Annotated in this window: 12 protein-coding genes; 1 reads left to right on the top strand and 11 read right to left on the bottom strand. The window is 34.4% G+C overall.

Features of this window, described 5'->3' with window-relative positions:
* Positions 1-123 precede the first annotated feature (123 nt).
* The 5 genes from MHH69_RS01620 to MHH69_RS01600 all read right to left on the bottom strand — a co-directional run bounded on the left by MHH69_RS01620 (position 124) and on the right by MHH69_RS01600 (position 5,523).
* The gene (locus MHH69_RS01620) at positions 124-1,923 is read right to left on the bottom strand and encodes a PDDEXK-like family protein (RefSeq protein ID WP_341361573.1); all 1,800 of its coding nucleotides are present in this window, start codon (positions 1,921-1,923) and stop codon (positions 124-126) included.
* A 169-nt stretch (positions 1,924-2,092) separates the two neighbouring features.
* Positions 2,093-2,506 carry a hypothetical protein gene (locus MHH69_RS01615; protein WP_341361572.1) on the bottom strand — a complete coding sequence of 138 codons (414 nt, stop codon included), beginning with the start codon at positions 2,504-2,506 and terminating at the stop codon, positions 2,093-2,095.
* A 305-nt stretch (positions 2,507-2,811) separates the two neighbouring features.
* Positions 2,812-4,128 carry an ATP-binding protein gene (locus tag MHH69_RS01610; protein ID WP_341361571.1) on the bottom strand — a complete coding sequence of 439 codons (1,317 nt, stop codon included), beginning with the start codon at positions 4,126-4,128 and terminating at the stop codon, positions 2,812-2,814.
* A gap of 180 nt (positions 4,129-4,308) precedes the next feature.
* Positions 4,309-4,530 (bottom strand): DUF1540 domain-containing protein, encoded by a 222-nt coding sequence (locus MHH69_RS01605; protein ID WP_341361570.1) that lies wholly within the window; start codon positions 4,528-4,530, stop codon positions 4,309-4,311.
* 144 nt (positions 4,531-4,674) lie between these two features.
* Positions 4,675-5,523: a ParA family protein gene (locus MHH69_RS01600; RefSeq protein WP_341361569.1), complete on the bottom strand. Its 849-nt coding sequence runs from the start codon at positions 5,521-5,523 to the stop codon at positions 4,675-4,677.
* A 374-nt stretch (positions 5,524-5,897) separates the two neighbouring features.
* On the opposite strand from MHH69_RS01600, the gene MHH69_RS01595 reads away from it, so the two are divergent.
* Positions 5,898-7,076, top strand: coding sequence for an FtsW/RodA/SpoVE family cell cycle protein (locus MHH69_RS01595; protein ID WP_341361568.1), 1,179 nt, complete (start codon positions 5,898-5,900; stop codon positions 7,074-7,076).
* 52 nt (positions 7,077-7,128) lie between these two features.
* On the opposite strand, the gene MHH69_RS01590 is transcribed toward MHH69_RS01595, so the two are convergent.
* The 6 genes from MHH69_RS01590 to MHH69_RS01565 all read right to left on the bottom strand — a co-directional run bounded on the left by MHH69_RS01590 (position 7,129) and on the right by MHH69_RS01565 (position 16,208).
* Positions 7,129-7,686, bottom strand: a complete 558-nt coding sequence (locus MHH69_RS01590; protein WP_341361567.1) for an NUDIX hydrolase — start codon at positions 7,684-7,686, stop codon at positions 7,129-7,131.
* Between the two features lie 144 nt (positions 7,687-7,830).
* Positions 7,831-8,769, bottom strand: a complete 939-nt coding sequence (locus MHH69_RS01585) for an ATP-grasp domain-containing protein (protein ID WP_122972813.1) — start codon at positions 8,767-8,769, stop codon at positions 7,831-7,833.
* A gap of 338 nt (positions 8,770-9,107) precedes the next feature.
* A complete protein-coding gene (locus MHH69_RS01580) occupies positions 9,108-10,466 on the bottom strand; it encodes an aspartate aminotransferase family protein (RefSeq protein ID WP_122972812.1) in 1,359 nt (452 codons plus the stop codon).
* 156 nt (positions 10,467-10,622) lie between these two features.
* Positions 10,623-12,182, bottom strand: coding sequence for a PucR family transcriptional regulator (locus MHH69_RS01575; protein WP_122972811.1), 1,560 nt, complete (start codon positions 12,180-12,182; stop codon positions 10,623-10,625).
* A gap of 128 nt (positions 12,183-12,310) precedes the next feature.
* Complete coding sequence (locus MHH69_RS01570; protein ID WP_341361566.1) at positions 12,311-13,834, bottom strand: CoA-acylating methylmalonate-semialdehyde dehydrogenase; 1,524 nt, start codon at positions 13,832-13,834, stop codon at positions 12,311-12,313.
* A gap of 163 nt (positions 13,835-13,997) precedes the next feature.
* A complete protein-coding gene (locus MHH69_RS01565) occupies positions 13,998-16,208 on the bottom strand; it encodes an MMPL family transporter (RefSeq protein ID WP_341361565.1) in 2,211 nt (736 codons plus the stop codon).
* Positions 16,209-16,525: the final 317 nt, after the last annotated feature.

Raw genomic sequence — 16,525 nt, 5'->3', positions numbered from 1 at the left:
TCTTTTTTACTCTGTTCTTCTAATAACTTCATTATACCAAAATTTCGTTATATTGAACATATTGATACACATTTTAAAAGTTTCATATATCAACTATGATAAAAAGAATATTATGTGGATTCATTATTCAATGTTGCTATAGAATTCGTTATAGATATGCTGGATTTTATTTAAAATCTTTTGCAGATCATGATCATCATACAACGTTTGAAATACTCGTAGTAGTTCGGGCTCATCTAAGCATTTAATAGATACTGATCGCGAAAAGATACGATTAAATTTTGCTTCTGGAGAAAGTCCCTTTTCACTAAAAATAATCCCCTGTTCTTTCATTTGTTCCATTAGAACAATCCGCTTATTTGCCTCGATTGGACCAACTTCTAAAGTAAAATAAAGGGAATCTTCATTAATCATGAACCAAAATAGAAATGGTCCGTTATACCACCACCATTTTTCTCTAGTTTCTCCTAATCGATCTTTAAAGGAATCAAAAAGTGGAATAATGAAAGAAAGGTGTTTGTTCGATACACGATAATCCGTTTCAGGTATATTCGTTAATGCCATCCATTTTCTAAACGCCCTTTGTACTTTCACTTTAAAATCATAACCCTTTTGTTTCTCCATAGTCGCTTTTGGTTCATCTATTTCTACATCATCATTTTTTAAAATAGCCGCTACTTGATTTCTTACTTGTGTAAATTCTGCTGAGTTATATAAGTCAAACATCCCTTGTGTTAACTCTGCCATATCATCCCACTTGTTAATATCCATTTTTTGAGTAAAGAAACGGGTATAACGAGCCGTTTCTAATTTAGATCTTTCTTTAACCGATAAACCTGCTCGCTCTAATTTTTCCAAAAATGAAAGGCGTTCGGTGTATTCAATTGGCCCAATTTCTGCTATCATACTCAATCGACTATCTTTCGCTTGTTCAAACCATACGACTAACCCTTTTCCTAACCAATAGGTTGGTTCTTTCAAATGGGCATGACTAATTCCTTCCCATTCTGGCGGTAGTAAGTGAGGAGTAGTTGGCTGGGAGCGATACAACACATTATTATTAAATTGCAGTTTAATAAATTCGTCAAAACTATAGGACAAAATATTTTGCCCATGTTTATAAATATATTGAATCGTATTTTTATATTTCATTAAAAATTCAAAATAATAACCGGTTTCAAAAATTAATGGCTTAGATATACTTGCCGTTTCTTCAAAAAGAACATCGATTGTTTGCTTATGATTTAAATAAATATCAATAGCTTGTAATATTTGTTCCTGATTAGGATAAAATTTTTCTTTTAATATTTGATTATAATCTTTAATAAATTGAAATACATTATCGCTTAATCGATCTTTATATAACCCTAAAATAGTATGTAATATAACCTCAATTTTCTCGTATGTTAGAATAAAATAATGGGAATTCGAAGGTTTTTCCCCATTAAGGGTTAAGTAAATAGGAATAATCGTAAAATTTTTAAATGTATGGCGAGTAAATTCCAAATAATCATTCAATTGATTTACAGACTCCGAAGAATAAAATTTATTTTCTATGATCAAAACCGTTTTCAACTGCTGGTTCACAATTAGTAAATCAATATATCGATTTTTATCTGTCTTTACTTCTCGATAAACATGACTGTCGACTAAGGAATGATTAAGGATATTCCCGATTTTTTGATATTGAACATTTCCGCCATTTTCATCCATTAACATAAGATGTTCCATTACTTTACGTAAAAAATAATCACTCAAATTGTGATTTTCCTTTGGGTTCAGTAACCAAGCCAATATATTCGAATGTCTAATTTCATGATTTTCCAATTTTAATATTTTTAAAGTATTAAAGGAATTTACTTGCTGGTTCAATTGTTGAAAGTTTGCATCATTTTCTAAGTCAAATAAATCTCGTATTTCCACTCTAATGCCTCTCCCATCTGCCTTATTTAAGTGAATATTATTTACATCCTACTCCATTAACGTCTTAATATTTTTTAACAAAAAATTGTTTACCTATTTCATTAAAAACAACCTTTTTGTATTCTCTACCGTTAAAAGTCCGGGTCTCACTTTCAATACCATACCCTTCCTATTTGTCATTTTTTACCTTGACTCGATGACCATTTCCATCCACTTCTTCACTTAAAATACCTATTGCTTTTAATTTTTTATTAATCATTGTTCCGGTTAATTTTTTACTTATAGTAGGATCAATGACTACATTAATCGCCTTAGAAAAGTCATTAATCCCAATTTTCCCTAGAGGCAATGTAACTTGTTTTAATTGTTCATCGGTTATGTGAAATGTGGCAGGTTTTCTCGGAGGTATCTTTTTAACTTCAAGCTGTTTTGAAATATAATCTGAAAGATAAAATAAAGGACGTATAATTTGAGGGTCATGTAAAAAGCTGTGATCATTGATAGGTTCATTATTTAATGGATTAATACCGTTCGCCAGTTTCATTAAAATGCTTTTCGATTCTAATAATTTTTCCTTTTCCATTTCCACTATTTCACCTCTAAATCAAAAGCTTATAAAAATAGAACTGTCCATCCCAGGGATGTTCGTTTATAAAGGAATACTAAACGATTCATCCCTTCTTATCTTCGAAGATAGTTCTATTTTAATAAGCAACAGGAGAATGTCAACGACACCTCAGTTTTATATTTAAGGTAAAAAGAATTGAAATTCTACATTTCGAAAATAATCCAATCGAAATAGAACATTTCCTTTTATATAGGCCGTAAACTTTTTATTTGAACCATATTTTAGGGCCATTTATTCTATTTTGATTGTTTATCTGCATTTTATTTAAGGGGAATTTTTACCCTTGCAATTGTTTCATAGTCGTTTGTAGAGTAGAGGGCGATTTCGCCATTATACTTCTCTACTACTTCCTTTACGATAAACAAGCCTTGGCCTCTTGTTTTTCCCTTTTCGGCATGTTTTGTAGAAAAGCCCTGTTTAAAAATTTCTTCACATTCGGGAACTTTTGGCCCGGTATTTTTTATTTCAAAAATATAATGGCAATCCGTTGCTTCACAGCTAACTGTTATTTGACGGAGCTCTTCTGGCAACTCATTTGTTGCATCCATCGCATTATCAATTAAGTTAGACAATATTTTAATCATATCCGTTGATTTAATTCGATCAAATGGGTTCGGGTCAACGGAAGTCGTCATATTAATTTGATGGTTATTTGTAGCCAGTTTTTTCGTTTGCAATAGAATAGCCAATCCAGGATGTTCGATTGTGGAATCGACGGATACTGATTTAATTAACTGGACTTCATTAACTAGGGAATTAACATATTGTTGGGCTTTGTCGACAGCCCCAATGATTAAAAGACCATGTATAACTTGGAGATGATTTGTCATGTCATGTCTTAATGAAGAAACAGATGTAATTAACGTTTTTATTTCCTCTTGGTATGTATCCTCGGTATATTCAACTTCTCTTACAACTGCCTTTTGATACCATCTTTGAATGAAATAAAAGCAAGTAATCATAATGAAAATAAATAACGCATTAAAAATAAAAATGATAATATTATTTTCTAAAACACTTGTTTTTACTTCATTAATATCTTCCACACTAATATCAATACCAACATATCCAAGCACATTATTAGAATCATCTATAATGGGTGCTGCTACTGTTAAATACGTTCCATAGTCCGGATCTTTTATCATATTTGTTGTAAATGGCTTGCATTCATAATATGCCATCTTCACAAGCTTTTTTGGAACATTCGTCAGTTTCCCGATTTTAAAGGATTTCTGTTTATCAGCAGGTAGCCCTGCAACCATTGTTTTCATCACTTTTGGACTATCTACTTCTATTGTATAAACAAAAAGAGCACCAATTTTTTCTCTAATATTATTTAAGTCATTATTAATTTTCCAATAGTAATTATTTTTTTGCGGACTCTTTAAAAATTTTTTATATGTTTCAATATCAAATCGTTCTGAAATGGTTTTAGCCGTCTCCAAATTTTGATTGGTAATCGCCTCTTCAACTGTACTTCGTATATTTACATTTGTCGTATAAACACTAAATGATGTAAAGAATAAAACTAATAAAGCTGAAAGAACTAAAATAATTTTTATATTTGTTTTTTTCATTACTATAGGTACTTCCTTAAATTTATTTCATTCCGATTAAACCTTATACTATTATAGTAATATAGTAGGATTAATTTTTAAACAAATATGGAAAATATTTTTTTAAAAACCATCAAAAAGGGACTAAAGAAAAACTTTAGTCCCTAATATCGCAGGTTTCCGACAGCGCCAAATAACACTTTAATTCCAGGCAGTGCGTTCACTTTCTAATTGTCTTTTTGACCTTTTTTCGAAGGCATTGTTCGAATGGGTTTGTTCTAAATTTGCATTGATATGAATTTCAGAAGCAAACTCTTCACTACTGTTTTTGGATTGACGATTTCGATTCATTGGAATCTTCTCCGTTCCACAAACGTTCCCTTGACAATTGGACCTAGTATTATTCGCTTCTTTATTTGGCATTGCTATCCTCCCCATTGATATGTTTGAAAAGTAAGGTCGCTTTCAACAAAGCTTTAACTTTTCAATAGTAGTTTGTCCATCTTCGGCTCGATTATTTTGGAAATAAAAATGGGATTTCCAGCCAAACTATAATCCATATCATTATCATCCTTCATACATTTCGATTATTTCCTTTGCCAAATAATAAAATGCATGAAATGAACTGTCTTTTCCCCATTTCTGTTTGAAAGTTGAATAAGATACGTAGTAATCCGCCGCTTTTGCCATTTGGTTCGTTTCTTTAAATAGTCGTCTAAACACATGAATGTTCATACTTTTTAATTGCTCTAAAGTAATTCTATGTACTTTTGAGTTTTCTTTATATTTTGTTACAACAATGCCCAAATGTTCAATTTTCATATCCATATTATCGGCAAATTCATCCACACGATTCATCACATGGGAAATTCCGTACGAAGACAATATGTCTGGTATGGTAGGCGTAATATATCCATTCGAAATTCGAATTCCGTTTAATGTAATAAGGCTAAGGTTTGGGGGGCAATCAATTAAAATATAGTCATAGTCATACTTAATTGGACGGATAGCATTTTTTAAAATTTCAATTGGATTGTTGGAGTAAAATGGCCCCGTCGGCATTTTAGCTAATACATCTTGAATGCCAATTAAGTCCAGACTAGATGGGAGAAGATCAATCGTTTGCACTGTATGAATATTGGACACGTTTTTTTGCAATGTTTTCTCAAGTATAAATTTTTTATCGTCTGGGTCTAACGCTTCTTCAAACATCGTCGCTAACGTATATCCATCTTGATTTAATTCCATCCAACGTTGTTCACCAAGCAACATCATTGTTGCGTGAGTTTGGGGGTCAAGATCAACAATTAATACCTTTTTCTTAAACTCCGACGCTAGCATTTCTGCTAATCCTACAGTTGTCGTTGTCTTTCCAACGCCACCTTTAAGATGAATGGTTGATATGACAATAGCCATCCGTCCACCCCTTTCCCTCTTTTACATTAAAGTATGTATCGTCACAACTTTTCATTAACAAATCTCTATTAATACAAAATTTAACTATATAAGAAAAAAAGAGACATTTCTAGGGAAATAATTTCAATTTCACAAAGAAAAATGGTCGAATTTTGTAATTATAACGAAGTTTAAAGCAAAATGTTTTTTTGTGGATAGTACGTATGAAACGTTTTAAATTTATAATTTTTATTGTGGATAAATCAGTCCTTCACAAAGTAATTACAACACCCCTACCCAAGCGGTGATGGAACATTTTGTATTTTATTAGCGTTTCAAATATATGTATATTCAGTAAATCAAAACCAAATTCCGATGTTTAGGAGCAAATCGAAATGATTAACAAATATTTAGATAAACAAATAATTTTATGCTTAGCACTATTCGGCATTATTAGTTGTTTATTTATTTACTCAAGTAATGCATCATTTTCCCAATACCCAGGTTCTTTTGTCATAAAGCAAATAATTTTCTACTGTATTGGTTTTGTCTTAATGATTGCTATAGCAATGTTAGATTTAGAACAGTTAAAAAAGATTGCTTGGTTGTTTTATATATTTGTCTTTCTTTTATTAATAGGATTAATTGTTGCCCCTGAAAGTATTGCAAAACCAATTAATGGAGCAAAAGCTTGGTACAAAATTAAGTTTATCGGTACTTTACAGCCTTCTGAATTTTTAAAGTTTGCCTTTTTATTAGTCATTGCCAAAACGATGGAAAAACATCAAAACTCAATAGCAAAACAAACACTCATTTCGGATAGTTATTTACTTGCTAAAATCGCAGCGATTGTCATACCACCAATGATTATCGTTTATAAACAACCCGATACAGGTATGTTAATGCTTTATTTAGCATTGATCATTCCTATGATCTACTTTTCAACGATTAATAAAAAACTATTACTAACATTCACTGCTATCCCTATCAGTATTGTAGTAACATTGATCATTTTATATTTTCAATTTCACGATTTTTTCATGAAACATATTATGGGTCAATTATCCCCCCATCAAATAGCAAGGATTAACGGTTGGCTTTTCCCTTATGAATATGAGGATTCTTCCCTTCAAGCAAGAAAAGGAATGTTAGCCATTAGGTCAGGGGAAATTACCGGGAAAGGCTTTCTAAACAATGATGTATACATACCTGAAAAACATACGGATTTTATTTTTTCTACTATCGCTGAAGAAGTAGGTTTTATCGGTTGTACTTTTGTCATTTTACTGTACTTTTTATTTCTTTTTCGGCTCATTACTATCATCATGAAAACGAATGATTCATTTGCCTATACGGTAGGTGCAGGAATCATCGGTTTATTCACCTTTCAAATCTTCCAAAACATTAGTATGACAATGGGGATCTTACCGATAACCGGCGTTACGCTGCCTTTTGTAAGTTATGGTGGAAGTTCCTTATTATCGAATTTTATGTTAATTGGTATCATTCTCTCCTTTAAAAAAACGTATCATCACTATTTGTTTTCTTCCAAAGAGAAAGAAATAGACTTATAACTAACTTTCCCATAAGAAAAAGGTAGCATCTCCTAACGAGACGCTACCTTTATTAATTTCGATCAAGTTTTTCATTTAATTTTTGATACACAACTTTCATATCTGGTTCTGTACAAACTTCGATAGCTTTACTTAATTCAAACCAACCGATATCACTATTTTCATCCGGTTTAATAAAGGTTTCGTCCTGTTCATCCGCTTCTAATAAATACGTTACATTTAAATGAACGTGGGTTGCGACATGTTTTCCCTTTTTCACATGGGCTGGAACTCCTAATATTTCTATAGAATAAATCTCATCGGATACAGCGTGGACGTTCGTAAGTCCTGTTTCCTCCATCGCTTCTTTTAATGCTACATGCAATAAGTCCGCTTCCCCATCCGCATGCCCACCAACCCATGACCAAGATTGATAAATATTATGATAGACCATCAATACTTTTGTACGCTCTTTATTCACTAGCCATGCAGAAGCTGTAAAATGGGCAAATTCATTTTCCCGTGTGAGTAAGTTATCAAAGGTATCCATATATCGTAACATCAATTCTTGATCCTTCGCTTCTTGTTCATTATACGGACGGTATTGTTCCAATTGTTGTCTTAAAGTCATTTGAATAGGCTCCTCATTTTTCGTTAAGAATTTATCCCTTTTATTTTAAAGTGATTTAACTTCCCTTACTACCTACATTTCGCTTTCTACTAAAAACATCCCCTTCAAAGCAAGAGCCTTTAACAGGAAATGTCTTTTCAGCTATTATATATTTTCTAACTCTCTACCTAATAATTTCGCTAATTCAAGCATGGCGAATTTCTGAGCTTCCTCTTCCGCATCGGAATTGTAGTTTGTATTTGTGTTCACATCGTAAGTATAGACAGTACCTTCTTCATCTACGATAAATTCAATACCGGCTACATCAATACCATTTCCTTTTAAGAACTGTTGATATTTTTCGATGAGTTCTGTCCGAGAATTATCTACAATTTTAAACTTCATTTGATCTTTTGGCTCTTCTCCAACCGGACAGAATAAGTCTCCAATTTGACAAGCATCCGCAGGACATAATTCGAAACCTTCTGAAGTATCAACTCGTACAGAGTAGACATACTCCCCACCAACAAATTCCACACGCGTTATATGCTGATCTGGAGATTTTACATATTGTTGAACGAGAGTAATCCCATCGACGGGTTCTTCAAATGCTGGGCTATCTAAATACTCTTGCAACGCTTCTAAAGAATAGAATAATTGAACCCCTAACCCTTTACCTGCACGGTTATGTTTTGTAATGAACGGTAATGTATTTAATGATTTAGCAGCTTCCATAATTTGATTTTTCCCAACAGCCGCTACTGTTTTTGGTACACGAATACCGTATTTTTCTAATTGCGTATATTGTTTTACTTTACTTAATTCTAATCGAAGGGCGTTACTGCCATTTAACACTCTTTTGCCATAAAACTCTAACCAATCAATTACCGCACCTGTTAGTTCAGGAGCAAAACGATGGTTACGAGTGTGGGAAGAAGCACTCATTCGATTATAAAATACGCCTTCAGGTGGTGCTTCATTTAAATTAACAATTCCTTCATCTAAATGCCAAGTTTCATAAGGTAAATTCAACTCTTCTAATCTTTTTGTTAAATGACGAGTCCAGTCATCATTTTCATGAATTACATAAATTTTTTTCGTCATGATGAAACTCCTTTGTTGTATGTAGTTTATTTTCCTTCTTTTATTTTAACTCTATTTACTTTTTTTGCTTATATCATCTTTTAATACCTTATTAGAAATTACTTCTATTAACCAGACAAACTGTACCAACAGAGAAATTTAATTCGACAAAATTTCAGCATTGGAAGCTAAAAGTATTGAAGTATCAACGTTTCCCCACTATCTGTTCTATTTCGCAAAATAAAACATTTCTCGGGAAATAATTTCATTTTTCTACTTCATTACAAATAATTTGTTGAGAAATTCCTATGTTTAGGGATACAAAAAGCAGAATGAAATGAATCATTCTGCTTTTCCCTTTATTCCTTCAGCTCATAAATTGCTTCTACTAAAGTATCGATTACAACCTGAATATCTTCATCTGAGATATTTAGTGGGGGCGATAGAAGGAGAACATTATTAAATCCAGCAACTGTAGTACCATTTTTACCGATAATTACTCCTTTCTCCTTACAAATCGCTATTACTTTGTTAATCGATTCAACTTCAATAGGTTCCTTTGTTTCTTTATCTTTTACTAATTCAATCCCAATCAATAACCCTTTACCCCGTACATCCCCAACAAAAGGATGGCTACTTAATCGAGCTTGTAACGTCTTCAACATTTCCGTTCCTTTTGTTGCAGAACGCTCAAACAGTTTTTCCTCTTCCATAATTTCTAAGTTTTTCAATGCCAATGCACAAGCTGCTGGGCTTCCACCGAACGTGTTCACATGTCGAAAGAAATCGTAGTCTCCACTATCTGTGAACGCTTCATATATTTCCCGTTTTACTGCCGTAGCTGATAAAGGTAAATATGCACTAGTAAGTCCCTTCGCCATTGTAATGATATCCGGCTGTACTCCGTAATTCATAAATCCAAAGGGCTTTCCAGTCCGACCAAAACCGCAAATCACTTCATCTACTATCATTAATGCACCATGTTTTTTACAAGTTGCTTCGATTCCTTTTAAATAACCTTCTGGAGGTATTAGAGCTCCTCCTCCGGTAATAATCGGTTCTAAAATCATCGCTGCTATTGTATCACTATGTTCCCATGTCATCACCCGATCCACTTCTTTTACACTCGGAATATTGAAAATATCTGTATACTCGTCTTCATTATTTCGATAGGAGTCGGGCGGAGAAACGTGAAGAAATCCAGGAGCTAGTGGTTCGTATTTATATTTCCGCTCCGCTTGGCCAGTTGCTGCTAATGCGCCCATTGAATTACCATGGTAAGCACGATAACGGGAGAGTATTTTTAGACGAGAACTGTTACCTTGTTGCTGATGATATTGTCGGACAATTTTAAAGGCAGTCTCGTTTGCCTCTGAACCGCTATTCGAAAAGAAAATAACGTAATCTCCACCAAGAAGTTCATTTAACTTTTCTGCTAGGTTTATAGAAGGAACATGTCCTTGGGATAATGGTGTATAAGCGTTAGAAACCATTTGATCATAAGCTGCCTTTGCCAATTCCTCCCGACCATACCCAACATTGACACAAAACAACCCAGCCATTGCATCAATATATTCTTTTCCATCCACATCCGTTATACGGGCACCTTTTGATTTCTCCACAACTAGCGTTCCATTAGGATTATACGGTTTCATCGAATGCCAAACGTACATTTCATCCTTTTCTAGTAATTCTTTTCCTAAATTCGTATCCAACATCCATGCCCACTCCTATCTTGTTAGCATTAATACATACCCCATTAACGCTTTGTTTTACACATATTATGAAGAAGATAGAGGGTATTTTCATGTAACAAAATGTAAAATAAAACAATAGAAATTAAACAGTAAGTAAAATGGTTTGACTCACGAATTTTAAGTTCTTTTTATAAACTTCCGCGCAAAAAGCATCCATTCTAAAGCAAGGCGATTTTCACCTTTCATAAAATCCTTACCTATTAAACTTTCAATTTTTCGTAATCGATGGTATAACGTTTGCCTTACGATATATAATTTTTTTGCCGTCTCTTGTTTAGAACCATTCGACTGTAAATAAATTTCTAAAGTCTCCACTAACTGACCATTATGCTTTTCATCAAAATCGATTAATGGTTGAAGCAATTCTTCCATCATTTCTTGTAAATTCGTATGCTTTTGCATTTGATAAATAAGTTGGAATACATATAACTCATCATAAAAGGAAGAGTCCGTTTCAACATGTCGAATAATATATAACGTATCCTGGGCACTTTTGTAACTTTCATGAACCTTCGTTAACTCCTTTACAAACTTGCCCACTGCCATTTCTTGACCTTCGATTAAATTAGATGTTTCGAGTTTCACGAGACAATCTTGTAATCTCATCTTCATCGAATCAGTATCTTGACGGTTCAATAATATGAAAATAAAATCATTTTTCCTTTCAATGACAAAAGAAAGAAAACCCTTTTTATCAAAAATCGTATGGCAATTTAATTTAAAATAGGTCCGATCCAATTGTTGATTTTTTTCGTTTCTCGGCAGGGAAAGAATAAGTACTGTACTATCCGTTTGCCTAAAGCTTGGCCATTCCGCTAATAAAAATTGTTTAATTTCCGATTCGGTATGGGCCCCCTCCAACCATTCCTCTAACCATTTTGCATCCTCTTTCCTTTTCCTTTCATCCACATATAAATCCCTAAGTAACAGCTGGGCTAAAGCTGTTATCGTTCTGTCTAAAATGAGGAGCTCAAACTCGGTTATTTCCTTCTCTTCACTATATAACGTTATTTCTCCAAAAATATGTTCGAACAGATAAATCGGTTTTGTTATAAATTGGGTACTATCATTCCGATTTAACTTCTTTTGGAGGAGAGCTTCCCTTTGTTTCTTTGCCATATTCGGATAGAAAATTGGATCTTTACCTTCTACTTCGTAAATCGTTTGGATTTTCAAATATTCATATAAAGGTTTTAATAACTGTTCACTATTTTGCGCATGTAAAGTTTCTTTATTTAGTAATTGGGAGTAGTTTTCTAATTTAGCGATCATGGAATATTGGTGGTTAATAATAAGGGTATGTAGGTCTTGGGTAATTTCAACAAAAGGAACTTCTTCATGAAAAACGATGATGGGAAATTGATGGTCGTTTGCTAATTGAATAATCTCTTCCGGCACTTTTTGAATATATGCTCCATATTCAATGCAAAGTCCGGCACATTTTGCTTCGATAAGCCCTATAACAAATTGTAAAAAGTGGTCTTGATGATGTTGAAAACTGACACCGGTTGTTAAAATGAGCTCCTGTCCTTTTAATAGTTTTTGAACATTTGACACTTCAAGGACATGCACCCATTTAATCGTATTATGAAGTCCGCCATCACCAGCGACAACTTCTGCTTGATAAAAGTGTTTATTTTTTAAAATATCACGAACTAGTAAGGAATAATGACTCAATTGGCACACACCTCTCTTGTAGAAAAGGAAGTTACGTATATTATAATTTAAATTTTCTGACAAAAGTAGTGGTAAAATTTCTTCAAAATAAAAACATGATCCTCCCTATGGAAGACCATGCTTAAAATTTATTTTGTCGAGTTGCTAGGAAAAGCGAAAGTTGTGGACGTTTCGTCATCCCCATTCAACCACTTTTCAGATATTGTTTTACTTTTTGTAAAGAAGCGAGCTTGATCAGGACCAAACATAAAGCCTTCACCAAACTTGGAACGTTTCCACCCGCCGAAATTGTAATATCCAACTGGGATTGGAATGGGTACATTCACTCCAACCATCCCCACTTCTATTTCTTCCTGGAATTTCCGAGCTGCTGCGCCATTCTTCGTAAAGATCGTCACACCATTTCCTAGTTCATGATCGTTTATTAAATCGATCGCTTCTTGTAAAGATTCAACCCGGACGACGATGCGGGCAGGTCCAAATACTTCTTGTTGGAAAACTTCCATAGAAGGTGTAATTTCATCTAATAACGTTGGTCCTAAATAAAACCCTTTTGATGTTTGGCAAATAGTTGGATTTCGTCCGTCTACTACTACCTTTGCCCCTTCTTCAATGCTCCGATTAATATAACCGATAACCGCATCCTTTGATTGTTGCGTAATAACCGGACCAAAATCAACTTCTTCATCTGTATAAGGTCCTACTTTTAAGTTCTCAATCATTTCCTTTAAAATAGCAACCAATTGATCCGCCGTTTCTTTCCCTACTACCATCGCACCTGAAATGGCCATACAACGTTGTGACGCTGCACCATATGCGGCTCCAATAAAGGCATTTGCTGTTTTTTCTAAATCGGCATCAGGCATTACAATCATAAAGTTTTTCCCACCACCAAAGGCTGCAACCCGTTTATTGTAACTTGTACCAGTTTGATAAATATACTCTGCAACAGGTGTGGAACCTACAAAGGAAATTGCTTGAACAGTTGGATTTGCTAACAATTCATCAACCGCTTCTTTGTCGCCATTTATAACCGTCCAAATACCATCAGGTAATCCCGCTCTTTTCCATAATTCCGAGAAAAACAGCGCAGACATTGGCACCTTTTCAGACGGCTTTAAAATAACAGCATTCCCTACGGCAACCGCCATGCTTGTTTGGGCGAAGGGTACCATTACAGGAAAGTTAAAAGGAGAAATGGCTGCCACAACCCCTATAGGGGATTTTGTTGAATAGGCATTAATATTTCCACCTACGTTAACTGAATAGTCTCCCTTTAAAAGATGGGGAGCATTAATGGCCAAATCTACTGACTCTAAACCACGGGTAATCTCTCCCTTAGCATCCTCCTTTGTTTTGCCACTTTCCGTACAAATCACTTGGATTAGTTCTTCTTCGTTTTCCTTCACTAACTGACGGAATCTCATCACAATTTCTGCCCGTTTTCCACTGGAAGTATTTCTCCATTCAGGGAATGCCTTTTTTGCCATCTCTATGGCGTTTTTCACTTCTTCCTTTGCAGCAAGAGGAACTTGTGCAATGACTTCCCCCGTTGATGGATTATACACATTGGAAAAACGACCACTTTTACCTGCTACTAACTCACCGTTAATAAAATGATGTAATTCTTTCACTTTTTGTTCAACTGTCATTCCCATACACTCCTAACTAAAAGTTTATAATTATCCCTATTGGATTTTTCGATGAACGATGATCGAATCCTCTTAAATTATTATTAATTTACATGAAATATTCATCGGGTGTAATGGACAATAAGTAAATATCAGATGAATAGTGTTGGACATAATGTAATGGTTAATCTTCCTTTTTAAATAAATTACCTGGCCAAAAAGCCCAACGACCTAATACTGTGGTAATTGCAGGTACTAATAATGGCCGGACAATAAATGTATCGATTAAAACGCCAATTGCTGTAATAATCCCAAACTGAACTAAAAGCTGAATTGGTAATGTTGTTAAAACAGCAAATGTACCAGCTAGTATTAAACCTGCCGATGTGATAACTGAACCGGTTTGAGCAACCCCATTTTTGACTGCTTCTTTAATGCTTTGGGTTTTACGATTTTGCCAAACTTCTGAAATCATAAAGATGTTGTAATCCTCACCAAGGGCAATTAAAAACACAAAGGAATATAACGGCAACGCGCTCGCAATCGATTCCGCTCCAAAGAAAGTTGTCAGTACTAACCACCCTAAACCTAATGCAGCAAAGAAGGATATTAATACAGTGCCTACTAGATAAATCGTTGCCGGAACAGAACGTAAATACAATAATAATAAAATCGCTATGATTATTACCATGACCGGTTGAATAATAGATTCATCCCGTTCCTGAACCGTTTTTGTATCCACTTGTGCTGCTGTTTCTCCACCAATCCAATAGCTTTTATTCGCTTGTTCAATACCAGCCTCTTCTAGCATTTTTTCTATGTCGGTTTTTAAATCTGGTATTAAATCCATCGCTTCCGTAGAATACGGATTTTCATTTAGATCCGCTTCATAAAGCTGAATATTGGAGTCCTTTTCTCCAAAAGTTGGCTCACTTACTACATCAATGTATGGAAGCGCTGCAATTTGGTCTGTTAAATGAACCGCTTCCCCTTTTGTATCAACGATAATTTGAACAGGCGCTAATTCACCAGGGGAAAAATTTTCTGCAATTAATGTAAAGCCTTCCCGTGATGGCATATCCTCTGGGAATGATGATAATAAATCATAATTATATTTAATTTGAGTAGAAGTAATCGCTAGACCACCTAATACGATACCTGTGACTATAATAACTAACCACGGTTTCTTTGTTACATAGTCACCGACTTTCGCCATAACAAGATGCTTAAGTTTTGGCTCTTTATAAGGTTTGTTTTTCACTTCAGCCCTCAGACGCTCCATCCGCTCTGTCCGAGGAACAAATGGGAAAAAGGCTATACGTCCTAATATAGATAAAATGGCTGGTAATACTGTTAAAGCTGCGATTCCCATAACGAAAATCGCAAAACTAAATGGCACTGCAAAACGTTGGAATGCACCGTAATCAGCTAAACCAAGGGTAGCTAAACCTATAAAGACCGTTAAAGCACTCATCATAATTGCTCCGCCCGACTCTTTCATTGCTAGACGTAAGGCTTCAAATTTATTTTCAACAACAAGTAACTTTTCACGATAACGGCTAATTAAAAAAAGACAGTAATCTGTTCCAGCACCAAATAGCAGAACGGTCATAATCGAAACCGCTTGTGCATCTTTATCAATCCATCCATTTTCAGCAAACCACCCTAACAAAGGGCTAATTGCTCCATAAGCAATCCCTACTACAATTAGAGGGGTAACCGCCAATAATGGTGAACGGTAAATGACAATTAGTAATACTAAAATTAAAATGACTGTCGCAATTAATAGTTTAATATCCGCTTGCATAAATAAATTGGTCGCATCAACCGAAATACCCGCAGGACCTGAGAAACGGGCATGCAAACCTGATTCTTCTAGTTTTGTATCATATGGATTTACCCCAAAAGTTTCTTCCGTCATTTCTTCAATTTTTTGTAAGCCTTCTTTAATCGTATCCGTATTCGCCTTTTCATCGAAGAAAATCGGCGTAACAATGGAAGAACCATTATTTGAAACAGTTCCTAATAAAGCCTCTGTTGGCAAAGCTGCAATAGGTGGAAGAGATGTTTGTTCATGTAAAGGTTGCTCGCCTAACTGCTTATACAATTCTTGAATAGACTGTAGATCCTTATGACCCAGTCCAGCCTCTTTATACCAGACAATTAATAATGGAATACCGGAATCGGAGGGAAATTGTTCTTCTATGAGGGCATTTGCTTGTTCGCTCATAACCTCTTTCGGCAAGTCACTTCCACCGTAGTTTTCTATACTGTTAATCTGTGGTAGGGTCATTGATAAAATAGCTACGACTACTATCCAGAGTAAAACGGTTACCCAACGTGAACCTTTGTTTCCAACCATTCCTCCCCACTTTTCCAGCGGATGTTTTGACATCGTTTCTTCCCCTTCCATCAATTGTGTTTAAAGTCATTGAATAAAATTCTTGATGGTGAATTCCATCATATCTTTATTCTTGCCAAAGCATAGGAAAATCTCCTTTCAAATCAATTGTATATTTGATTCTATAAAAGCATTTGTTTAAGCATTCATTTCGTAATGGGATGGAATTAGATTGAAATATGAATTAGTTTTGCTTATTAAAATGATATCTAGAAAAGATATTAAAAATAAGTTTGATTTATCTGGAAATTCATTGACTTACTGACACACTGTATGTAATATATAAATTGCATATGTAAATTATATATGAC

Origin of the sequence: Ureibacillus sp. FSL E2-3493, from assembly GCF_038077515.1 — a bacterium.
Classification (GTDB): domain Bacteria; phylum Bacillota; class Bacilli; order Bacillales_A; family Planococcaceae; genus Ureibacillus; species Ureibacillus halotolerans.
Note: the sequence above shows the minus strand (reverse complement) of the source record. Positions and strands in the feature narration are given on the sequence as shown.